Origin of the sequence: Streptomyces sp. NBC_00057 (assembly GCF_045041165.1) — a bacterium.
Taxonomy (GTDB): Bacteria; Actinomycetota; Actinomycetes; order Streptomycetales; family Streptomycetaceae; genus Streptomyces.
Window position 1 is genome coordinate 2,202,053 of record NZ_CP108256.1, and the last position, 21,581, is coordinate 2,223,633.

Consider the following 21,581-nt stretch of genomic DNA (forward strand, 5'->3'; position numbering starts at 1 on the left):
TTCTCCGGCAGACCGCCTCCGTCCCCTGGGTGCGCAGATCTGCCGTGCCCACCCGTGCCCCGACCTGCCAGCGGTACACCCCGCTTTCCTCGACGACGGTTGGTATCTGAGTGCCGCGCGGGCCGGTCCCGGAGGACCGGCCCGCGCGCTGTGTCAGAGGGACACGGTCAGGAGGCCTTCTTCAGCGTGAAGTTGCCGATCGTGGTCTCCCCCTTCTTGATCTTCGCGCTGGTGGTGGTCGGCTGGTAGCCGTCCTTGGACACGATCACGGTGAGCGGGTTGTTGCGGCTGTCCAGCCACAGGGCGAAGGTGCCGTCCTTGGCGGTCAGCACCGTGTAGCTCGCCGTCGAGCCGTTGATCTGGACCGTGGCCCCGGCAAGCGGCACGGTGCCGCCCTTGCCGTCCTCACCGAGCACGGTGCCGGCGTACTTGCCCCAGCTGGTCGGCGGGTTGACGTGCATGGTCACGTCGATGCTGTCGCTCGCGTACGGAGTGTCGGTCCGGGCGGTCAGCGCGGCGGAGTAGTCGCCGGGCTGGGTGATCTCGGGGACCGAAGCGTCCAGGGTGACCGTGACCGTGGTACTCGCCCCGGGCTGGAGCGTCACCTTCTGCTGGGAGGTGGACAGCCAGCTGACGTCCGAGGAGCCCACCTGGTCGTAGCCGGGCAGCACCTCGACGATGGTCACCGGCGTCACGCTGCCGCCGGGGCTGCCGCCGACCTTGTAGAAGCCGGCGGCGCCGCCGGCCCGGTAGACGCCGAGGTTGGCGTTGGGCAGGGCGGTCCAGCCGCCGGTGCGCGGGTCGAAGGCGAAGCCCTGGTTGGTGACACCCTGTGCGGTGACTCCGCCGGAGACCAGAAGCAGGCCGTTGGCCGAGCTGTACGCCGAGCCCCACAGGTCGGTGGGCAGGTCGGCGATGGCAGACCATCTGTCGTACGCCGGGTCGTAGACGTAGGTGTGCTTCACAGAGGCGGTGTCGGTCACGCCGCCGGCGCAGTAGAGCTTGCCGCCGATGCCGCCGCACGCCGCCCAGGAGGTCGGCTCCGGGTAGGGCGCGATCTGCGACCAGCTGTCGGACGCGGGGTCGTAGACGGTGACGTCCTTGGTGCCGCAGGAGCTGGTGGTGCAGCCGCCGACGACGTACAGCTTGCCGTCGACCACCGCGCTGCCCGAGCCCGCGTACGGCTTGGGTGAGGGGGTCTTGGTGGTCCAGGCGTTCGAGGCCGGGTCATAGACTTCGAGCTTGGCGTCGGGGCTGCCGGAGGCGCCCCAGCCGCCGACCGCGTACAGCTTGCCGCCGATGAAGCCGTGGGCCGGGGCCCTGCGGGTGTCGGCCGCGGAGGCCAGCTGGGACCAGGAGCCGGTGCCGGGGTCGTAGGCGTACAGCGCGTTGGTGTCCTCGGTACCGGTGTAGCCGAAGGCGGAGTAGAGCTTGCCGCCACCGGCGTCCACCGCGTTGTCCTGCAGGCCGGTCGGCAGGGTGGCCGCCAGCTGCCAGGCATCGCCGGCCGCGTTGGCGGTCACCTCGGGCTGCGTCCCGGTTCCCGTGCCGGCCTTGGTGGCCAGCGGCGAGAAGGTGCCCTTCACCAGGTTGAGCGGCGCACCTCCGGCGGCCTGCATGTGGAAACCGCCCGACCGCTCGCCCAGGGTGAGCGTTGCGGGCGCCCCACCGGTGTTCTTCACCGTCAGGTCCTGGGTGGTCTGCTTGCCCCAGTCAAGCGTCTTGTTGACGGACCCGGGGGTGGTGGTGAGCCGGCCGGCCTTGAGGGCGAAGGCGGCCTGGGTGGTGCTGTCCGGGGCGACGTTCACCGTCTTGGCCAGGTCGGAGTAGTAGGGCCTGGAGGCGGTGAAGGCACGGTCGCCGGTCTTGGTGGTGAACATCCAGTAGAAGCCGTCGCCGAGCGCCGGGTCGTCCGGGGTGGCGGCCGTGATGGCCTTCTCCTGCGGGGCGTCGCCGTTGACCACGGTGGCGCCGACGATGGCCTCGCCGGTGTTGTCGTCGGTCACGTTGCCGGCGACCAGGCTGCCGGGGACGGGCTCGTAGGTGCGCTGACCGACGAACACGTTGTCGAGCGCCCACCAGTAGCCCCAGCCCGTGAAGTGGAACCGCAGCTGCACACCGGACTTGCCGGCGTAGGCGGTCAGCGGGACCTCGACGTGGCTCGGGCCGGTCAGGGTGGCGGTGCGCTTCCAGATGTTGGTCCAGGTGGCACCGCCGTCGGTGGTGACGTCGATGGTGCCGGTCTGGATGTCGCCGACGCTCAGGTATTGGGTGTCGAAGGCGACCTTGGGGTCGGCGTAGTCGGTCAGGTCGAAGACCGGGGAGAGCAGCGAGCTGTCCAGATTCTTGCCGGTGCCGTAGTAGCTGCTGTCGACTATGGCGAAGCCGCCGGAGCCGCCAGTCATGTTGGTCCGCTTGCCGGGGTTGCTGAAGTCCCAGCCGCCGGTGGTGCCATCGGCGTTGACGACGCTCCAGCCCTCGGGAGCGGACGTGGTGGAGTCGAAGGGCTCGGTCGGGCCGGTCAGCTTGACCGCGTAGCCGGGGGCCCTGGCCGCCTTTGCGTCCACCGGGACGGCGACGTCCAGGGTCTGCGCCGAGCCGCCGACGGTCACCTGCTTGGTGACGGGCTGGTAGCCGGGGTACTGGGCGTCGATGTGCAGGGTGTAGGTGTCCTGCGGCAGCTCGATGCTGTAGGCGCCGGTGTACGGGTCGGTGTGCAGCGGTGCGCCTGGCACACCGTCGACGGTGATCTTCGCGTACAGCGGCCAGCCGTGGCCGGAGCCGTCGGTCACCTTGCCGGTGATGGTCCGGCGGGGCACCGCGGCCAGGGCGAAGTCGGCGTTCACGGTGCCGCTGTCGAGGACGGTGACCCCGGTGGTCTTCTTGGTCGCGTAGCCGTAGGCGGAGGCGGTGACGTCATAGGTGCCGGCCGGCACGACCAGGCTGTAGTGGCCCTTGGCGTCGGTGGTCGCCCGGTAGTCGCCGGCGGCGACGGAGACGCCGGACAGGGCCGCGCCGGAGGTGTCGGTGACGGTTCCCGAGACCTTGCCATGCGGGCCGCTGCGGAACGCTGCGGTGCCGTTGGGCGTGCCCAGACCGGTGGGGCCGTCGTACCCGGGGCCGGCGGTGCACAGGTAGGCCGGGTTGCAGCTGCCGTTGGCGCCCGTCGTCACGTCGTTGAGCGCCGACGAGTTCTGGGAGTTCTGGTAGGGGTACGAGTTGGGGTAGCTGCCCGTGACGGGGGTGCCTGCGGCCGCGTACACGCCCGCGATGATCGGCGCCGAGGCGCTGGTACCGCCGTAGACGGCCCAGCCGGAGCCGCTGTAGGTGTGGTACACCGCGACCCCGGTGGCCGGGTCGGCGACCGCGGCCACATCAGCGACGGACCGCTTGCGGCAGCCGGTGTCGGTCTGGAAGGCCGGCTTGGGCTCGTACAGCGAGCAGCCCGAGCCCGTGCCGCCTGAAGCGTTGTTCCACACCGACTCGGACCAGCCGCGGCTGGTGGTGATGTCCCGCTTCAGGGCGGTGCCGCCGATCGCGGTCACATACTGCGAGGCCGCCGGGTAGGAGACGCCGTAGCCACTGTCGCCGGAGGAGGCGACCACGGCGACACCCGGGTGGTTGTAGTGGGCGTCCAGCAGGAGCTCGGACGAGTCCTCGCCACTGCCCGCCGTGCTGGTGTAGTTGGTGCCGTAGGAGTTGGACACGTACTTGGCACCCATGGCGACGGCCTGGTCGACGGCCGCGCCCATGTCCGCGAAGCCGGCGCTGTCGGCCTCGATGAGAAGGATGTGGGCATTGGGGGCGGCCGCGGAGACCATGTCGAGGTCGAGCGCGATCTCGCCCGCCCAGCCTGCGTTCGGGGACGGGTAGTTGGTGCCGCCGCGCTGGTCGACCTTCTGGAAGCAGCCGTTGGCGGTAGTGCACGGGGGCAGGCCGTACTGCTGGCGGTAGACGGCCAGGTCCGCCTCGGCGTTCGGATTGTCGTAGGCGTCGACGATGGCTATCGTCTGGCCCGCGCCACCGTCCGCCGGCAGATTGTAGGCGCTCTGCAGGTCAGCCGGGCCGAAGCCGCTCGGTGCGGCGGCCGCCAATTGGACCCCCTTGACGCCCTTGATGTCGGTGCGACGCAGGGCGAAGCAGCTGAACTCGCCCTTCTTGGGGGTGCTGCAGACCTGCTCCACCCCGGGACGGGCCGCTGATACGGAGGTACCCGAAGCTGCGGCCGCGCTACCCGTGGCGGCCTGAGCGGCGGGAAAGCCCGCGCCCATGACGGCCACGGCCGCCGCGGCCAGTGCGGCCAGCTGCGCGGATATCATCCGCGCAGCTGGTCTCAATTGCCTCGAAGTGCGCAATGTGTGACTCCCATGCTGTTGAGCTGGGGTCGACCCGTGCGCTGGTTCCCGGTCGACAGCGAATGGCATTCATCCGCCGGTCACCCATTGGCGTGGCAACCCGCCACCGCAGCAAGAAGCCACGTATGGCGGATGCGTGACATGGCGGCAATTCGCCATGTACCGAACAAGACTTTTCCGATGAACCATCACCATATTGCCCGGCCGCTCCCCATGCGTTTCCGTGAGCTGCGCCATGAGGACCGGCTGCACACTCCGCTTTCCTCGGCGCAGGGGCGCACAGCGTTGTTGCCTCGGTGACGGCGGTGCTCAGCGGCCGGGCTTCAACCCTGAATCAACCGTCAGGTTGTTTGTACGAGGGTTCGTTGGTACCGCCGTACCAGGTTCTTTTGGCTCCGACAGTCGTTCGACCGCCTGGCCGGTGATGGGCTGATGTACAAGCGCAGCCGGCGAGAAGAGGCGGCGTCTGGCTCGGCCAGGCGTACCTGGAGCTGCGTTACAGCCCGAGCCGCCGAGCAGCGTGGGCCGGTATCCCGTAAGCCAGTTACAACGTGTACGACTCGCCGGCGCCGTACGCCACCGTTCGACGGAACAGCGACGGGCGCCAGTACACCTGCTATGTGCCACAGGGGGAACCGGCTGCTACACCAAGATGGTCAGCGACGCGAACGTCACCTCGTTCGCCATGGGCATGTGGGACAGCGGCGCTCGCACCTACGAAGGCAGGACGTCGTCGTACTGACCCGGGTGAGTTGCCTTCGTGACATGCCGGCCGCTGCGCTCGGGCTGTGCCGAGCCGGTCCGGTCACGCCGCCACTCCTGGAACCACGAAATGCGACCTCGACGGCTCGGTGACGACCGGGCCGGCATGGGAAGGGACACGAAATGAGACCCTCCAAGCGCATCGCCATCGCGCTCACCACCGCGGCCGTCGCCTGCGGCGGAATCCTGACGGCGCCGACGGCCGCTTCCTGGCCACCGACACCATGCCAGCACGGCCGAACCGTCTGGCCACCCTCGGCGACCCGCAGCTGACCGGGATGAGTTTCCAGGACCTGGCCAGGTTGATCGAACGGCTTTCCGTGCGGCAAGCCGCCGAGGCCGAGCGCCGCAAGTATCGACAACGAGGCGGAGACCGGCAGAGGTTAATGCAAGCATCGACCCACCGAGCCGGCATCCCCTCTGCGTCACTCGCACGGGGGACGTCAGCCCGGAAGGCGCGGACGTCAGTCCTCGTCGGGCGTCAGGCGCAGTGAGATCGAGTTGATGCAGTACCGCTGGTCCGTCGGGGTCGGGTAGCCCTCGCCCTCGAAGACATGGCCGAGGTGCGATCCGCAGCGGGCGCAGCGGACCTCGGTGCGGACCATGCCGTGGCTGCGGTCCTGGATCAGTTCGACCGCGTCCGTGTCCTTCGGGTCGTAGAAGGACGGCCAGCCGCAGTGCGACTCGAATTTGGTGTCGGAGCGGAACAGCTCCGCGTCACAGGCGCGGCAGGAGTAGACGCCCGTGGTCTTGGTGTCGGTGTACTCGCCGACGAAGGCGGGTTCGGTGCCGGCCTGGCGCAGGACCGCGTACTCGGCGGGCGTCAGCTCCGCCCGCCACTGCTCGTCCGGCTTCTCGATGTCGTACGACACGTCGCTCCCTCAGCTCGACAGGTGGTCCAGGATCTGCGGGCCGAGGTCCGTGACGTCGCCCGCCCCCATGGTGAGAACGAGGTCGCCGGGCTTCGCCATTCCCGCGATGACCTCGGGGACCGCCGCCTTGTCGTGGACGGCGGTGACATCGGCGCCCGCGGACCTCGCGGCGTCGATGATCAGGTCGCTGGTGATGCCGGGGATCGGGTCCTCGCGGGCCGGATAGATGTCCAGGACCACGGAGGCGTCTGCCAGTGCGAGGGCCTGGCCCATCTCGGCGCCGAGCTCCTGGGTGCGGGAGAAGAGGTGGGGCTGGAAGACGACCAGGAGGCGGGCGTCGGATGCGGCGCCGCGCATCGCTTCGAGGTCCGCGGTCATCTCGGTGGGGTGGTGTGCGTACGAGTCGATGACCTGCACGCCCGCGGCCTCGCCCTTGAGCTGGAGGCGGCGCTTGACCCCGGTGTACTTGCCGAGGGCCGAGGCCAGGTTGTGGGCCGGGATACCGAGGGCGACACCGGCGGTGAGGGCCGCGACCGCGTTGTGGGCGTAGTGGCGGCCGGGCACGGAGACCGTGAACGTGAGGTACTTCCCGTTCAGGATGACCGTGACCTCGCTGGTCAGACCACGCGGGGTGACCTTGTGCACGCGTACGTCGGCGGTCTCGGACTCGCCGTAGGTGACGACCTTCACCGAGGACAGGGCGCGCACCCGCCTGGTCAGCTCGACGGCGCCGGGCTGGTCGGCGGCGATCACCAGGGTGCCGTCGGGGACGATCTTGCCTGCGAACGTCTCGAAGGATTCGTAGATCTCGTCCATCGAGGCGTAGTTCGCGTGGTGGTCCAGCTCGACGTTGAGGACGATCGCGACCTCGGGGTCGTACTTCTGGAAGCTGCGGTCGCTCTCGTCCGCCTCGGCGACGAAGATCTGGCCCTCGCCGTGCGCGGCGTTGGTGCCGGGGCCCGCGAGGTCGCCGCCGATGGCGTACGAGGGGTCGAGGTTCAGCTCGGACAGGGCGACGGCCAGCATCGATGTGGTGGTCGTCTTGCCGTGCGTACCGGCCACCGCGATCGCGCGCAGGCCCCCCATCAGGGAGGCCAGCGCGTCGGAGCGGTGCACGACGGGGATCGACAGCTCGGCGGCGCGCACCAGCTCCGGGTTGTCGGCGCGGATGGCGCTGGAGACGACCGCGCACGAGGCGTCGTCCGCCAGATTTCCGGCGGCGTGCCCGATGTGGACGGTCGCCCCCAGCGCCCGCAGCGCCTCGGCCGTTCCCGACTCCTTGGCATCACTGCCCGCGACCTTCGCACCGCGCTGGGTGAGGATCTTCGCGATGCCCGACATTCCGGCGCCGCCGATGCCGATGAAGTGCGGTCGTTCCATGGCGGCAGGAATACCGGGTGCCATGCGTGTGTCTCCCCAGAAGTCGAAACGAGTACCCGCCCAGCCTATTCGCTGTGCGCGAAGAGCTTGAGCACCGGTACGCCGACCTTGTGCCGGGCCCTGGACGCCCAGTCCCTGTGGAAGAACTCTTCCACGTAGTGCGGCGCGGTCAGCACGATGACTTCATCAGCCTCCGCGTCGTCGACCACGGACTTCAGCTTGTCCAGCGGGTGCTCCTCGATCACCTGCCCGACCGCTTCGGAGCCTGCCTGCCGCAGGGCCTCGAGCGACACTTCGAGCGCCAGTTCGGCGGACTGCCTGGCATTCTTGCCCTCCGGCTCCTCACCCTCGCGGGCGGCTTCCTTCAGTTCGCCCATCGCCAGGTCGTCGATGGCCCGCAACAGCACATCGGCCTGGTCACCGCGCGGCTGCATGAGCACGACGAAGGAGGTCCGCTCCTCCCCGTGCAGAGTGGTGACGAACTCGACGTCCTCGGAAGTGAGGGGCTTCTCGATCATCAAAACGCTGGTGAACACCACGGGCGCCCTTCTGCTTCAGTAACCGTCGCCGGTCTCTGCTGAAACCATCCTTCCCCGTGCTCGCACGGGGTCTGCGAGTAATTGTGCCCACCGGAAGCTAACCGGAACGGTAAATTCCGCCGATAGTCAGATCCGACGGTATCGGGTGAAGAGAAACCCGGCCTCTTCCAGCATCGATGTCAGGGCGAATCGTTCTGGCACGGCCACCGAGGGGCCACCGGCGATCCGCTGCGCGTCTCCGGCGGTCAGCATCGGCGAGAGGGTCAGACAGAGCTCGTCCAGCACCCCGGCCGCCACGAACTGGCCCAGCATCCTGGGTCCGCCCTCGGTCAGCAGCCGCTTGAGTCCACGGTCCGCCAGCTCCCGTACGGCCCTGGCGGGGTCCACCCTGGAGCCCTCCCCCGCGATCACCACCTCGGCGCCCGCCTTCCGCGCCGCCTCGATCCGGTCCGCAGGGGCTCCGGCGCCGGTCAGTACGAGGGTCGGGACGAGCGGCGAGACGAAGAGCGGCAACGAGAAGTCCAGGTCCAGGCTGCCGCTCACCACGGCGATCGCCGGTGCGGGCCCCTGCCCGGCCGCTGCCCGGCGGGCGGCGAAGGCCTCACGGGCCCTGGCGGGCCGGTAGCCCTCCAGCCGTACGGTCTCCGCCCCCGCCACGACCACATCGGCCAGACCGCGCAGGGTGCCGAAGATCCGCATGTCGCTCTCGCAGGAGATCGGCTGTGAGCGCCCGTCGTGCTGAGCGGCGCCGTCGAGCGTCGAAACCATGTTGGCGCGGAGCCAGGGGCCGTCCTGCTCGGGGTACGCGTAGGCGTCGGCCAGATGGTCCAGATCCCACTCCCCCTCGTCGTCAGCCGGTGTCAGGTCGGTCACAGGGAAGAGGCGTCGCATGTTCTGCAGTCTGGCACGGCGCTTAAGGTTGAGAGTTGTGTCGTCCTCCACCGCCGTGCCGGGGCAGAGCCCCATAGCCGAAACGGCCCCGCTGTCCCTGTGTGCCCTTGAGCCGCACGTCCCCGCCGACCGCCTGGTCGCCGAGATGGTGCCGCCGCCGCGCTTCGACTCCGTACGCTTCGATACGTATGTCCCGGACCCCGGCCGGCCGAGCCAGGTCGAGGCGGTCAAGGTCCTGAGCGGCTTCGCGACCGGGCTCGGCGGGGCGCACGCCACCGGCTCCGGCAAGAACAGAAGAGCGCGAAGCGCATCCTCGCAGGGGTGGTGGCGGGCGACGGGTGGGCGGTTCAGCAAGAAGCCGGCGGCGCCCGCGGCGCCTCTCGGGGTCTACCTCGACGGCGGCTACGGCGTCGGCAAGACGCACCTGCTGACCTCCCTCTGGCACGCCACGCCCGCCGCACCGTCACTGAAGGCGTTCGGCACCTTCGTCGAGCTGACCAACCTTGTGGGTGCGCTGGGCTTCCAGCAGACCGTGCAGACACTGAGCGGGCACCGGCTCCTGTGCATCGATGAGTTCGAGCTGGACGACCCGGGCGACACGGTACTGGTGTCCTCGCTGCTCAGCAGGCTGGTCGAGGCGGGGGTCGCGCTCGCCGCCACCTCCAACACGCTGCCCGGCAAGCTCGGTGAGGGCCGGTTCGCCGCCGCCGACTTCCTGCGGGAGATCCAGGGACTGTCCTCGCACTTCCGTCCGCTGCGGATCGACGGCGAGGACTACCGCCACCGAGGGCTGCCCGAGGCCCCCGCGCCGTACTCCGACGAGCAGGTCACCAAGGCCGCGTACGCCACCGAGGGCGCCAGCCTGGACGACTTCCCCTCGCTCCTCGACCATCTCGCCCGGGTCCATCCGAGCCGCTACGGCGCACTGACGGACGGACTGCGGGCAGTCTGCCTCACCGAGGTCCAGCCGGTGCCGGACCAGTCGACCGCGCTGCGGCTCGTCGTCCTCGCCGACCGGCTGTACGACCGGGAGGTTCCGGTGCTCGCCTCCGGGGTCCCGTTCGACAAGCTGTTCAGTGAGGAGATGCTGAACGGCGGGTACCGAAAGAAGTACTTCCGGGCGATCTCCCGGCTGACGGCGCTGGCGCGCGACGCGAAGGGCCTGGTGGCGCAGTAGGTTCGGGGCGTACCACCCGAGGCGCCCGCGGCGCCTCGCATCTCCCGTATCACCGCGCACACCGTTTGAAGGGATCCAGCATGGCTACCACGCGTCAGGCGCACACGGTCTGGGAAGGCAACCTGATCGAGGGCAAGGGAGTCGTCACCTTCGACTCCTCCGGCATCGGCGACTACGAGGTCTCCTGGCCGTCCCGCGCGGAGAAGGCGAACGGAAAGACCAGTCCCGAGGAGCTCATCGCGGCGGCACACTCCAGCTGCTTCTCGATGGCGCTGTCCAACGGCCTGGCCACCGCCGGCAACCCGCCGACCCGGCTGAACACCCGGGCCGAGGTCACCTTCCAGCCCGGTACCGGCATCACCGGTATTCACCTCACCGTCCAGGGCGAGGTGCCGGGTCTCGACGAGGCGGGCTTCGTCAAGGCCGCCGAGGACGCCAAGGCGAACTGCCCGGTCAGCCAGGCGCTCACGGGCACGACGATCACGCTCACCGCGTCCCTGGCCTGACCCACGGGCCCCTGTGGGCCCGTGACACACACGAGGCTCAGTGACCCGCATGGTTCCCGCGCGGCGATACACGTGGTACACACATGCGGGTCACATCTCCTGTCCGCCAGCAGGGAGTTGCCTCATGTCATCAGCAGCACGACGACTCGCAACACGACGACAGGTCCTGGCCGGCAGCGGCGCGGCCGTTGCCTCGATCGCCTTCGCCGGGGCGTTCTCCGAACTCTTCGCGGGTACCGCCGCCGCCCGTGGACACAGCGGCTACGGCCCGCTCGTGCCCGACCCGGACGGTCTGCTCGACCTCCCGAAGGGCTTCCGCTACCGGGTCCTGTCCCGGGAGGGCGACCCGCTCCGCTCCGGCGAGGGCCAGGTCCCCAGCAACCACGACGGCATGGCCGCCTTCACGGGCCGGCACGGACACATCCGTCTCGTACGCAATCACGAGAACCGCGCCACCGGAAGAATCCCGGTCCCGACCGTCGAGGGCCTCACCTACGACCCGATGGGCAAGGGCGGCTGTACCGCCCTGGAGCTGGACAGCCGCAACAACGTCCTCGGCGAACGCGTCGCCATCGCTGGTACGGCGGTGAACTGCGCGGGCGGCCGCACCCCTTGGAACACCTGGCTGACCTGCGAGGAGACCGAGGACAAGGCCGGCACCAACGGCTACACCAAGGACCACGGCTTCATCTTCGAAGTGGACGGCGCCGATCCGCACCGCACCGGAGCCGTGCCGCTCACCGCGATGGGCCGCTTCCAGCACGAGGCGATCGCGATCGACCCGAAGAGCGGGATCGTGTACGAGACGGAGGACGCGTTCGACAAGCCGTTCGGGCTCTTCTACCGCTTCCTGCCGAGGAAACCGCTCGGCGGGACGGGCTCGCTGCGGGCCGGCGGCCATCTGGAGGCCATGCGGGTGCCCGGCGTCCCCGACCTCTCCGTGATCCAGGAGACCGGTGCGAGTTTCGAGGGTGTCGAGTGGGTTCCCGTACCGGATCCGCAGGCGGCCGGGACCCCGATCCGGTTCCAGGACTTCGGCCCGAAGGGCATCACGCACGCGCAGAAACTGGAGGGCTGCTACTGGGGCGGGTCCGCGGTCTACTTCGTCTCCAGTTTCGCGCACAGCTCGCAGGGTTCGGCGGCCGACCACTACGGCCAGGTGTGGAAGTACGAGCCGAAGCGGCGCCGTCTCACGCTGGTGATCGCCTTCGGTCCCGGTACGGACGTGCAACTGCCCGGCGAGTCCCCCGACAACATCTGCCTGGCGTCCGACGGCGGACTGATGGTGTGCGAGGACGGCGACGGCGCGCAGCATGTGTTCGGCCTGACGCGGGGCGGCGAGGTGTACGCCATGGCGCGGGGCCGGCAGAACATCGGAACGTCCGAGGAGCCCGCGTGGGGCGAGTTCGCCGGGGTCACGTTCGCTCCGGACGGCGGGACGATGTTCGTCAACTGCTATACGCCGGGGACGACGTTCGCGGTCACGGGGCCGTGGCGTTGATGCGTTGATGCGTTGATGCGCAGGGGGTGGGCAGCTGTTGCCCGCCCCCTGCGCACTACGGGCCGGGCACCTGCGAAGCCTCTACCCATTGGTGAACGCCCCGTCCGCCGTGCGCAGATGAGGTCGTTCGGCGGCAGTGGCCCGGTACTTGCGGGCCTCGTCGCGGTCGATGACGACACCGATACCGGGCAGGTCGCTGCGCTCGGCCCGCCCGGGGAGGACCGTGGGCCGTTCGATGAAGAGGCCGGCGGCTGCTACAACGATGCGTCGCTGCGCGCTCGCGCCCGTCCTGGCCGGAGCACGCCGTGCGTTGGGCCTCCTGCCATTCGCAGACACGAGCGTACTCAGCCGCGCAGCGAAGTGAGCCGGCAGGCGAGCGCGGCCACCGCCGCTGCGAGAGCGGCGGCTGCGACGAACGGCAGGAGCGGCATGTGCACCGTGCCGGTCCGCGAGCCGGTGACCAGGCCCGTCACGGCGTGGTTCGCGGGCGAGCCGCTGGTCACCAGGGCCAGCAGTGCGGCGAGCACGGTGGTGGCGACGGACCAGCCGCGCCGGTGCAGCAGTGGCCGGGTGCACAGCGCACCGACAGCCGCCCCCAGCAGCACGCAACGGGCGGCGGCGAGCAGTCCGGCGAGCCCGGCGGGCAGCAGCGGCACCCGGACAGCGTTGTCGGTACTGGCCGGCTTGCTGATCAGCAGCACGATCGGGGTGGCGGCCGCGCCCAGCAGCCCGGCGCAACCGAGCGCGGCGAGCAGCGACGCCAGATGGACCCGCGGCGATCCCGCCACCGCGGCGGTGACGGTCCGGGCGGCGGGCGGCTCCTGGTTGACACAGAGCTGTACGAGCCAGGCGGTGACGGGCAGGAGCCCGGCGGCGGCGTATCCGAGCGAGTCGAGGACGGGCTGCCCCGACTGCACGCCGATGCCGAGGAAGGCCGCGTACAGCAGAACGGGGGCGAGCCAGCGCTGGGAGCGGATCAACAGGGCGGTCTGGTAGCGGAGGAGGGCGGTCATGGTGCCTCGGGGGTCGAGCGGGCACTGGGGGCCGGGGCAGCCTTCGTATGCGGAGCGGCCTCCGGCTTCGGAGCGGCGCCGGGGGTGGTCGTCAGGTGTCGGATGTGCCAGGGCGGACGCGCGGCGAGCAGGGCGCGCAGCAGCGCGTCGGAGTGCGCGGCCGCGACGGTGAGCCGTACGGCCCCGTCTGCCGCGGGCATGCGCTCGGGCGTACCCGGCAGCCCGGCGGGGAGTGCGGCGCCCGGTGGGGCCGCCGCCTCGATGCGTACCTGCGGCCCGGTCCGCGCGGCTCGCGCCACGGGTACGGCGGTGAGCCCGTGCCTCTCTACCCGGAACGCGGCGTCGACCACCCCGGCGAGCCGGCGCGGATCGTGGTCGACGAAGACGACGGTGGAGCCCGCCGCGACCCGCTCGGCCACGGCCCGGTCCAGCTCGTCGCGGGCCGCGGCGTCCAGGCCGGTCCATGCCTCGTCCAGGACCAGCAGCTCCGGTTCGGCAAGGAGCGCCTGAGCGACGGCGACCTTCTGGCTGGTCCCTTTGGAGAGTTCCGGAAGAGGTGTACGGGCATGGTCGGCGGCCCCGAAACGGGCGAGCCACGACTGCGCCCGGTCTGCCGCTTCGGGGGTCCGCAGGCCGTGGATCCGGCCGAGGTGGACCAGGTACCCGGCCGCGGTGAACGGCAGCGCGGCCGGGAAGCGCTCGGGGACGTATGCCGTACGGGGCCTGCGGCCGGTGACCCGGCCCTCTGTCGGGGCGTCGATACCGGCGAGCAGCCTCAACAGCGTCGACTTGCCGGTGCCGTTGGCACCCTCGATCCGGATCAGGGCGTGCGCGGGCAGGTCGAGGTCGACCCCGCGCAGCACCCATGGCCCGCCGAGGCCGTACCGGCGGCCCACCCCGCGCAGGTTCAGTTGGCCGACGCCTTCTCGGGCTTGAGCTCGCTGGGTCGTACGATCACGAATCCTTCCCCGTCCAGCCGCAGTTGGACGGCCTCTCCGGACCCACCGCGCATCATCGAGCCGAAGCTCTGCGAGCGGTGCAGCGATGTGGTCAGGTTGGCGCTCCAGCCGACCACCGCGTCCGTGTCGACGCAGACCGGCTGCTGGGGCGTGACGGGTATCACGATGGGGTGGCCCTCACACATGAGGCCGAGCTTGCCATATCCGGTGAAAACGGTGTTGAAGATGCCGCCACCGGTCATCCCGGCGCCCTTCACAGTCTGGATCTCGTAGGAGAGCGTGGCGTCGAAGCAGAGCACGTTGCGGCCGTTGATGGTGAGGACGTCGCCGTGCTCCATCTCCACGATGAAGCAGTTGGCGGCCTCGTGCGCGAACCATGCCTCGCCCTGGCCGCGGACCGCCATCAGCGGCAGCCCCTCGCCGGTGACGGCGCGCTTGAGCAAGCCACCGAGGCCCTGGCCCTTGCGCTCGAACTGCAGATCGCCGCGGAAGGCGATCATCGATCCCTGGCGGGCGTGCATCTCACCGTTGACGGCGTACTTGATGGATTTGGCGTTCTGCAGGGTCATCCCGGGGGCGGTTGCCTGCTGCGCCATGTTCTCACTGGAAAAGAGATCGCTCTTCATGCGGTGCATCCTCACCCGGAGCGATTCATTCCGCCAAGAAGCGATTCTCGGGCGGCTGGCAGACTGGGGCGAGTGAGCGACAACGACACCCCCGTATCCCCGTCCGTATCCCCGGCCACGTCCTACTCCCCCGCGGCGGACAGCCCGTTCAGGTCCGAGCGGACGCGCCGGGACGAGGCCCAGCAGTACGTGCTGCCGCTGGTCGTGCACATCGAGAAGACGGCTCCCCCGGCCCGTACCGACGCACTGCGGACCGCCGCCCGCGCTGTGCTCGTGATGCTCTCCGACGAGCGGTCGGCCGGCGAGGGTGAGTGGGCGCAGGCGATGCGGGACTGGCAGGACGCCCGGATCCGCAAGGTGGTGCGCCGGGCGCGCGGCGCGGAGTGGCGCAAGGCGTCCGCGCTGCCCGGCATCACGGTCACCGGCGAGAGCGCCGAGGTGCGGGTCTTCCCGCCCGTGCCTCTGGACGGCTGGCCGAAGGAACTGGCGAAGCTCCAGGTCTCGGGAACGGATCTGGACGACCCCGAGCCGCCGGCCGCGCCCGATCCCGCGGGCCCGGTGCTGTGGCTGAACCCGGAGCTGGACATGTCGGCGGGCAAGGCGATGGCGCAGGCCGGGCACGGTGCGCAGCTCGCCTGGTGGGAGCTGTCGGAGACGGAGCGCAAGGCGTGGCGCGAGGCGGGCTTCCCGCTGTCGGTCGCCACTGCGGAGGCGGGCCGCTGGCAGGAACTCACGGTGAGCGGGCTTCCGGTGGTGCATGACGCCGGGTTCACCGAGATCGCTCCGGGGTCGTGCACCGTGGTCGCCGACCATCCCGCGCTGCGCGGCTGAGCGGGGACGGGGCCGCTCCCCCTTTGTCCGCGGGCCGTTGAACATCCCGGTGCGGTGATGCGTGCCTGCCGGTACTGCCGTACCGGCAGTATTCGACTTCGACGCGATCGCACGCGAGGCGGCGGGCGCGGCGACGGCCGGCCCGACGGGACCCGGCCCGCACAGTCGTACCTCCGGTGCCGGTGCCGGCGGAGCCGACCGGGGACATGTCGTTCACCTCGCGGCCCTCCACGATGCCGGTGCCCTGACCACCCCGGGCCGGGAACCTCAAATCAACCTCTGAACGTCCCCCTCTTCGGATTCACCACCGCCCGCCGGGGCCATTAGCCCTGCACGGAGTGGAGGAGGGGGACGACATGAAGCTGGGAATCGGCATCGGCTGGCGGCCGGAGATAGCGCACGCCGTCGAGGCGCTGGCGGGGATCGACTGGGTGGAGGCGGTCGCGGAGAACATATGCACCGACCATCTGCCCGATTCGCTGGTGCGGCTCAGGGCGCGCGGTGTCACTGTCGTCCCGCACGGCGTCTCGCTCGGCCTCGGCGGGGCGGAGCGCCCCGACGCCGGCCGGCTCGCGGATCTCGCGGCCCGGGCCGAGCTGCTCTCCACGCCACTGGTCACCGAGCACATCGCGTTCGTACGTGCCGGGGGGCCGCGCACCGCTTCGCCGGGGCTGGAAGCGGGCCATCTGCTGCCCGTGCCGCGGACCTGGGACGCGCTGGACGTGCTGTGCGAGAACGTACGGATCGCCCAGGACTCGCTGCCCGTGCCGCTGGCACTGGAGAACATCGCGGCGCTGATCTCCTGGCCCGACGAGGAGCTGACCGAAGGGCAGTTCCTGGCGGAGCTGGTCGAGCGCACCGGCGTCCGGCTGCTGATCGATGTCGCCAATCTGCACACCAACCACGTCAACCGCGGCGAGGACCCGGCCACCGCGCTCGACGAGCTGCCGGTGGAGGCCATCGCGTACGTACATGTGGCAGGCGGCGTCGAGAAGGACGGCGTCTGGCACGACACCCACGCCCACCCGGTCACCGAGCCCGTGCTCGACGTCCTCGCCGAACTCCGCTCCCGGGTCGACCCGCCCGGCGTACTCCTGGAACGGGACGACGACTTCCCGCCGGCCGAGGAGCTGGCGGGCGAACTGATCACGATCCGCGCCACGCTGGACCGGGCGGCTGCCCTCGGCGCCGGTGCGTCGGCGCACGCCGGGAATTCCGTATCGCGACCTGTCCGGCGACCCGGTCCGTCCCCGGAATCCGTGCGCGACCGGGTCGCGGTCGCCCAGACCGCGCTGCTCTCCTCCCTCGTCGCGGGCACCCCCGCCCCGCAGGGCTTCGAACACCGCCGACTCGGGATCCAGAGCCGTGCCCTGGCCGCCAAACGGGCCGGGGTCGTCGCCAAGGTGGCGCCCGAACTGCCGGAGATTCTGGGCGCCGGCTACCGGGACGCCTTCCTCGCGTACGCCAGGACCCGTCCCATGTCCGCCGGCTACCGGCGCGACGCGCTGGACTTCGTCGAGGAGCTGCTGATCGCCGGCCGGCCCGCCGACGACGCGGCACGGCGCCGGCTGACCCACTGGTGGCAGGACCGGGCCTCCGCGCGACCGCCGCGCCGCTCCACCCGGCTGGTACGAGCGGCCCGCGCGGCCCTGGTCGGAAGGTGACCGGCATGAACACCCTCGCAGTGCTGGTGGATCTCGGCATCGTGGTCTCGTCGGTCCTCCTGATCGTGGGGCTCACCCGTGCCCGTGGCGGGTCCGGCGGCCCCGCCCACGACCTCTTCGAAATCGCTTTCCTGAACGGTGGTCCGGGCAGAGTGGTGGACACCGCGCTCACCGCGATGCAGACGGACGGGCGGCTCGCCATCGGCGGTCCCGGCATCGTCGCCGTCCAGCAGATGGACGCCCGTGACCCGGTGGAGCGTGCGGTGCTCCAGGAACACGCCATGGCACCCAGCGGCGCGCTGCACACCCTGCGCGATGCGGTGATGCGGCACCCCGCGGTGCAGGAGATCGGCGACGGGCTCGCGGCCCGCGGTCTGCTGGCCTCGCCCACGACGAGCCGTACGTGGCGTCGCTGGGGCATCGCGCAGGGGCTGGTCTGTGTGCTGGCCATCCCGCTCGCGGTCGTGATGACGGCTGTGCAGTCCACGGCCGACTACGCGGCCGACGTGGACTTCTCCGTACCGTTCATCTTCAAAGTCCTCCCCTTCCTGCTGGTCGGCTTCCCGATCGGCTTCGTCTGCGCCGCTGTCGCCCGGGGGCGGGTCACCAAGGCGGGGCGCCGGGCCGCCGAGGCATACCGCACCGCCCATGCGTACAACCCGCACCCGGCCCATCTGGTGGCCACGCACGGACTGCGGGCCCTCCCCGATCCCGTACTGCAGACGCAGCTGATCGCGGCGGCCCGGATGCGCCCGGCGGGACAGCCCCTGCGCCCGGGCTCGCGCTCGTCCTCGGACTCCTCCGCGATGTTCGTCGCACCGGCGGTGTGGTGCGCCGGTACGGGCCCCGGCAACGGCAGCTACGGAAGCTCCAATGGCAGTGGCAGCAGCGGAGGGGGCGGCGGATGCAGTTCGGGGTCGAGCTGTGGTTCGGGGTCCAGTTGCAGCTCAGCGTCCGGCTGCGGCGGGTCGAGCGGCTCCAGTTGCTCCAGCAGCAGCGGTTCCAGCTGCGGTGGCGGGTCCAGTTGTGGCAGCAGCTCCTGAGCGACGGCGGCGTCCCGCTCCTCGGCCCACGCCGCCGAACCGTCCGCATGATGAACAGGCCATGGCGTTCCACGCCCGTCTCGCATAGAAATCCGCCATGCTCTGGGTACTGTTTCTGCTGGTCGCATGGGGTGCGGCAGCCATCTCGTGCATCCGGCTCTGTATCGTCGCCGCCCGCACGGGGCTGCTGCACGACGCATCCGCGGATTCCGTACGGAAGGTGCCGGATACTCCTGAACTGACCCTGTACGAGACCGCGTTCCTGGCCGGCGGCCCGCACCGGGTGGTCGATCTGGCGCTGGTCACCATGCATCTGCGGCAGCGGCTGCTGCTCGCCCACACCGGGTGGGCGACGGTCGTCGACCCGGAGGGCCGGGACGAGATGGAGCGGACGGTGATCCGTGCCATCGGTCCGCAGGGCCAGTCCCCCATACCGCCTGTACGGACGGCCGCGGCGGCTGCCGAAACCGTGCGCGCCCTGGCCGACCGGCTCGTCACCGCCGGCCTGGCCGTCCCCGGCGGCGCCGGAACCGATGTCGCCGCCGCGGTCCGGGCGGTGCGCGGCGCGGCTCTGCTGGTGGTCGCGATGGGCGCTGTCGCGCTGCTGATACCCGATCAGGAGCGCGGCGCCGACGGTCCGGTGGTCCCGCTGCTCGTCCGGTTCGGGCTGCCGCTCGCACTGACGCTGGGCTGTCTGGTCATCGCCCGGATGGAGATCCATCCGTACAGCTCCTGGGCCTCACCCGCCGGGCGGCGACTGCTTGCCGCGAACGAGATCCCGGCGGCGTCGAAGGACCATGGCCTCCTGGCGGCGATTGCCGTGCTGGGTGTGCGCGCCGTGGACGATCCGGTGTTGCGGGCCGCACTCGGGGTCCACCGTCCAGCTGATCGCTGATGAGGAGTCAGTTCTCGTCATGGAGGCCGCTGTTGACAAGCAGGGACAGCAGCGGCACGACGGGCCGACACCAGGACGGGCTGATGCCCCCGCATCGCAGCCGGTCCAGTCGGTTGTCACATCGAACCGTGCTCCGTGTGCTTCCCTGTGGGTTCCGGGGTCGCCGCAGGTCGGAGCCTGCGGCGAACCCGGAGCCGAACCCGGTGTCGCTGGAACGACGGGCAGCGCGGAACGCGCCGGTGCCCGTCGTCTGATCTTCCGGGTTGGGGTGGTCGGAGCCCGCTCGCTACGCGAGTCCGGCCACCAGGTCTGCAACGGACTTCCTGCGCCCCGTGTAGAACGGGACCTCCTCGCGGACGTGCATCCGCGCCTCGGAGGCCCGCAGGTGGCGCATCAGGTCGACGATGCGGTGCAGCTCGTCGGCCTCGAAGGCGAGGATCCACTCGTAGTCGCCGAGCGAGAAGGAGGCGACGGTGTTGGCCCGGACGTCGGGGTAGCCGCGGGCCAACTTGCCGTGGTCCGCGAGCATGCGGCGACGGTCCTCGTCCGGCAGCAGGTACCAGTCGTAGGAGCGCACGAAGGGGTAGACGCTGACGTAGTTGCGCGGCGTCTCGTCGGCCAGGAACGCCGGGATGTGCGACTTGTTGAACTCGGCGGGGCGGTGCAGCGCCATGTTCGACCAGACCGGCTCCAGCGCCAGGCCCAGCTTGGTGCGCCGGAAGAGGTTGTACGCCTCCTGCAGCTCGTCCGCGGTCTCGGCGTGCCACCAGATCATGATGTCGGCGTCGGCACGCAGGCCGGAGAGGTCGTAGGTGCCGCGGACGGTGATGTCCTTCGCCGCGAGCTGGTCGAACAGCTCCTGGACCTCGTCGGCGTAACCGGCACGGTCCGCGGGCAGGACATCGCGCAGCTTGAAGACGGACCACAGCGTGTAGCGGATGACCTCGTTGAGGTCCTTGGCCTTCTTGCCGGCGTTGGGGATCTTCTCAGGCGCACTCATACGGCTATTGTCCCGCCTCGCTCCGAGTGCCCTGAACCAGGGTCGACGTGGCGATGATCTCTTCCCCGGAACCGCCGGTGAGGTCGCGGGCGATCTCGTCGGCGGCACGGTGCGCGCTCGCGATGCACGCCGGGATGCCGACCCCGTCGTAGACCGCTCCGCAGACCCGCAGGCCGGGCAGCTTGGCGACCTCGTCACGGATCCGGGCGACCCGGGAGAGGTGGCCCACGGGGTACTGGGGCAGTCCGCCGATCCACCGGGTGACCTCGGTGTCCACGGGCTTCGCGGCCAGTCCGGTCGCCTCGGCGAGATCACGCAGCGATACGTCGACCAGCTCGCTGTCCTCGCGGTGCAGGTGGTCTTCCTCGCCGTACCGGCCGACGGAGGTGCGCAGGACGAACAGATCGGGGGCGGAGTCGGCGACCCAGTTCCACTTGTGGGTGGAGAAGGTGGAGGCCTTGATGGTGCGGCCGTCGACCGGCGGTACGAGGAAGCCGGAGCGTCCGTCGAGTGCGCCGGTGGCGGCCACGTCGGAGCGGCGGAACGCCATGGTGACGAGCGCCATCGACGCGTACTCGACACCGGCGAGCTCGGCGGAGGCGGCCGGGGACTCGGCGGCGAGCAGGGTGGAGGCGGACCAGGCCGGGGCGGCGAGCACGATGCCGTCGGCGGTGATCACCCGGGTGTCCGTGCGGACGTCCCAGCCGTCGGTGGTACGGGTCAGGCCGAGGACGGGGGTGGCTGTCAGGATCTCCCCGCCCGCCGCGCGTACGGCGTCCGCGACCGCGTACGGCAGGGTGCCGATGCCGCCGTCGATGCCCTGGAAGACCGGTCCGGTCTGCTGCCGGGCCGCGGCCCGCTCCTGGATGCGCCGGACACCGTCGAGCAGCGAGCCGCCCTCCCGCACCACCTCGAAGAGCTGCGGTACGGCGGCGCGCATCGAGATCCGGTAGGCATCGCCCGCGTACACGCCGCCGAGCAGCGGTTCCACGAGCCGGTCGACGACCTCGCGGCCCAGCCGGTCGGCGACGTAAGCGCCGACCGCGACATCGTCGCCGACGGTGGTCGGGGTGAGGTCGCGCTCCTGTGCGATGCGCGCGAGGCCCTCCGGGGAGAGCACCCCGCTGAGCGCCGCCGGGTCGCCGGGTACGCCCATCACATGGCCCTTGGGCATGGGCCGCAGGGCGTCGCGCGTCCAGACCGATGCGGTGGCGGTGACGGGCGGCTGGAGGCGGTCGCCGAGCCCGACGGCGCGCGCCAGGGCGACCGCTTCGGGGCGCCGGGCGAGCATCGACTCGGCGCCCAGGTCGACCCGGGTACCCGCGATGTCACCGGTCATGAGTTTGCCGCCGAGCCGGTCGGTGGCCTCGAGGAGGGTGACCCGCAGCCCTGCTCCGAGGAGCCGGTGGGCGGCGGCGAGACCGGTGATGCCACCGCCGATGACGACGACATGACCCGTACCTGTGTCCGCGCGGTTTGTTGAACGCTGCATGCCTCCACTCTCTCAAACCTCTTCCGAGTCCTGAACGTGACCGCTTCGAAACCGGTATCCGGCAACCCGCACCAC

General features: G+C 70.7%; 18 protein-coding genes. 7 read left to right on the forward strand and 11 right to left on the reverse strand.

The features are described 5' to 3' along the window. Positions 1–167 precede the first annotated feature (167 nt). From OG953_RS10470 to OG953_RS10490, 5 genes are all read right to left on the reverse strand, one after another. Complete coding sequence (locus OG953_RS10470; RefSeq protein ID WP_405683679.1) at positions 168–4,319, reverse strand: carboxypeptidase regulatory-like domain-containing protein; 4,152 nt, start codon at positions 4,317–4,319, stop codon at positions 168–170. Positions 4,320–5,581: 1,262 nt separating this feature from the next. Further along, positions 5,582–5,989, reverse strand: coding sequence for a peptide-methionine (R)-S-oxide reductase MsrB (gene msrB, locus OG953_RS10475; protein ID WP_405683681.1), 408 nt, complete (start codon positions 5,987–5,989; stop codon positions 5,582–5,584). Positions 5,990–5,998: 9 nt separating this feature from the next. Then, on the reverse strand, positions 5,999–7,393 hold the full coding sequence (murC, locus tag OG953_RS10480; RefSeq protein WP_405683683.1) for a UDP-N-acetylmuramate--L-alanine ligase: 1,395 nt from the start codon (positions 7,391–7,393) through the stop codon (positions 5,999–6,001). A 41-nt stretch (positions 7,394–7,434) separates the two neighbouring features. After that, positions 7,435–7,887 carry an indole-3-glycerol phosphate synthase gene (locus tag OG953_RS10485; protein WP_351255283.1) on the reverse strand — a complete coding sequence of 151 codons (453 nt, stop codon included), beginning with the start codon at positions 7,885–7,887 and terminating at the stop codon, positions 7,435–7,437. 147 nt (positions 7,888–8,034) lie between these two features. Further along, positions 8,035–8,799: a pyrimidine reductase family protein gene (locus OG953_RS10490; protein ID WP_405683685.1), complete on the reverse strand. Its 765-nt coding sequence runs from the start codon at positions 8,797–8,799 to the stop codon at positions 8,035–8,037. Between the two features lie 37 nt (positions 8,800–8,836). Between OG953_RS10490 and zapE the strand changes: the two genes are divergently transcribed. The 3 genes from zapE to OG953_RS10505 all read left to right on the forward strand — a co-directional run bounded on the left by zapE (position 8,837) and on the right by OG953_RS10505 (position 11,983). After that, positions 8,837–9,976, forward strand: a complete 1,140-nt coding sequence (gene zapE, locus OG953_RS10495) for a cell division protein ZapE (protein ID WP_405683687.1) — start codon at positions 8,837–8,839, stop codon at positions 9,974–9,976. An 80-nt stretch (positions 9,977–10,056) separates the two neighbouring features. Next, positions 10,057–10,482 (forward strand): OsmC family protein, encoded by a 426-nt coding sequence (locus OG953_RS10500; RefSeq protein ID WP_405683689.1) that lies wholly within the window; start codon positions 10,057–10,059, stop codon positions 10,480–10,482. 124 nt (positions 10,483–10,606) lie between these two features. After that, positions 10,607–11,983: an alkaline phosphatase PhoX gene (locus tag OG953_RS10505; protein WP_405683691.1), complete on the forward strand. Its 1,377-nt coding sequence runs from the start codon at positions 10,607–10,609 to the stop codon at positions 11,981–11,983. An 81-nt stretch (positions 11,984–12,064) separates the two neighbouring features. Here OG953_RS10505 and OG953_RS10510 read toward each other — a convergent pair whose 3' ends face one another. From OG953_RS10510 to OG953_RS10525, 4 genes are read right to left on the reverse strand one after another with little or no spacing between them, the layout of a single operon-like run. Continuing rightward, positions 12,065–12,319 carry a hypothetical protein gene (locus OG953_RS10510; RefSeq protein ID WP_405683693.1) on the reverse strand — a complete coding sequence of 85 codons (255 nt, stop codon included), beginning with the start codon at positions 12,317–12,319 and terminating at the stop codon, positions 12,065–12,067. 8 nt (positions 12,320–12,327) lie between these two features. Next, positions 12,328–12,996 (reverse strand): ABC transporter, encoded by a 669-nt coding sequence (locus tag OG953_RS10515; protein WP_405683695.1) that lies wholly within the window; start codon positions 12,994–12,996, stop codon positions 12,328–12,330. After that, positions 12,993–13,907: an ATP-binding cassette domain-containing protein gene (locus OG953_RS10520; RefSeq protein ID WP_405691766.1), complete on the reverse strand. Its 915-nt coding sequence runs from the start codon at positions 13,905–13,907 to the stop codon at positions 12,993–12,995. Before OG953_RS10520 ends, OG953_RS10515 begins: the two co-directional genes overlap by 4 nt. After that, positions 13,904–14,581 carry an AIM24 family protein gene (locus OG953_RS10525; RefSeq protein ID WP_405683696.1) on the reverse strand — a complete coding sequence of 226 codons (678 nt, stop codon included), beginning with the start codon at positions 14,579–14,581 and terminating at the stop codon, positions 13,904–13,906. The genes OG953_RS10520 and OG953_RS10525 overlap by 4 nt, the downstream gene beginning before the upstream one ends. Before the next feature lie 72 nt (positions 14,582–14,653). Here OG953_RS10525 and OG953_RS10530 point away from each other — a divergent pair, with 72 nt between their 5' ends. The 4 genes from OG953_RS10530 (at position 14,654) to OG953_RS10545 (ending at position 19,014) form a co-directional block, all read left to right on the forward strand. Next, complete coding sequence (locus OG953_RS10530; RefSeq protein WP_405683698.1) at positions 14,654–15,412, forward strand: peptidyl-tRNA hydrolase; 759 nt, start codon at positions 14,654–14,656, stop codon at positions 15,410–15,412. A gap of 356 nt (positions 15,413–15,768) precedes the next feature. After that, entirely contained in the window at positions 15,769–17,076 is a 1,308-nt protein-coding gene (locus tag OG953_RS10535; RefSeq protein ID WP_405683700.1) for a DUF692 domain-containing protein, read from the forward strand. Between the two features lie 5 nt (positions 17,077–17,081). Next, entirely contained in the window at positions 17,082–18,119 is a 1,038-nt protein-coding gene (locus OG953_RS10540) for a TIGR04222 domain-containing membrane protein (RefSeq protein WP_405683701.1), read from the forward strand. A gap of 97 nt (positions 18,120–18,216) precedes the next feature. After that, on the forward strand, positions 18,217–19,014 hold the full coding sequence (locus tag OG953_RS10545) for a TIGR04222 domain-containing membrane protein (RefSeq protein WP_405683702.1): 798 nt from the start codon (positions 18,217–18,219) through the stop codon (positions 19,012–19,014). A 286-nt stretch (positions 19,015–19,300) separates the two neighbouring features. On the opposite strand, the gene hemQ is transcribed toward OG953_RS10545, so the two are convergent. Next, positions 19,301–20,014 (reverse strand): hydrogen peroxide-dependent heme synthase, encoded by a 714-nt coding sequence (gene hemQ / locus OG953_RS10550; protein WP_405683703.1) that lies wholly within the window; start codon positions 20,012–20,014, stop codon positions 19,301–19,303. A 4-nt stretch (positions 20,015–20,018) separates the two neighbouring features. Further along, positions 20,019–21,506: a protoporphyrinogen oxidase gene (gene hemG, locus OG953_RS10555; RefSeq protein ID WP_405683705.1), complete on the reverse strand. Its 1,488-nt coding sequence runs from the start codon at positions 21,504–21,506 to the stop codon at positions 20,019–20,021. Positions 21,507–21,581 lie beyond the last annotated feature (75 nt).

Bases quoted from the DNA above. Each gene is read 5' to 3' on its own strand.
- OG953_RS10505 (WP_405683691.1), top strand. From the start codon at position 10,607: ATGTCATCAGCAGCACGACGACTCGCAACACGACGACAGGTCCTGGCC.
- OG953_RS10470 (WP_405683679.1), bottom strand. From the start codon at position 4,319: ATGATATCCGCGCAGCTGGCCGCACTGGCCGCGGCGGCCGTGGCCGTC.
- OG953_RS10490 (WP_405683685.1), bottom strand. From the start codon at position 8,799: ATGCGACGCCTCTTCCCTGTGACCGACCTGACACCGGCTGACGACGAG.
- hemG (WP_405683705.1), bottom strand. From the start codon at position 21,506: ATGCAGCGTTCAACAAACCGCGCGGACACAGGTACGGGTCATGTCGTC.
- OG953_RS10540 (WP_405683701.1), top strand. From the start codon at position 17,082: ATGAACACCCTCGCAGTGCTGGTGGATCTCGGCATCGTGGTCTCGTCG.
- OG953_RS10515 (WP_405683695.1), bottom strand. From the start codon at position 12,996: ATGACCGCCCTCCTCCGCTACCAGACCGCCCTGTTGATCCGCTCCCAG.
- OG953_RS10525 (WP_405683696.1), bottom strand. From the start codon at position 14,581: ATGAAGAGCGATCTCTTTTCCAGTGAGAACATGGCGCAGCAGGCAACC.
- OG953_RS10545 (WP_405683702.1), top strand. From the start codon at position 18,217: ATGCTCTGGGTACTGTTTCTGCTGGTCGCATGGGGTGCGGCAGCCATC.
- hemQ (WP_405683703.1), bottom strand. From the start codon at position 20,014: ATGAGTGCGCCTGAGAAGATCCCCAACGCCGGCAAGAAGGCCAAGGAC.
- OG953_RS10500 (WP_405683689.1), top strand. From the start codon at position 10,057: ATGGCTACCACGCGTCAGGCGCACACGGTCTGGGAAGGCAACCTGATC.
- OG953_RS10485 (WP_351255283.1), bottom strand. From the start codon at position 7,887: ATGATCGAGAAGCCCCTCACTTCCGAGGACGTCGAGTTCGTCACCACT.
- OG953_RS10535 (WP_405683700.1), top strand. From the start codon at position 15,769: ATGAAGCTGGGAATCGGCATCGGCTGGCGGCCGGAGATAGCGCACGCC.
- murC (WP_405683683.1), bottom strand. From the start codon at position 7,393: ATGGCACCCGGTATTCCTGCCGCCATGGAACGACCGCACTTCATCGGC.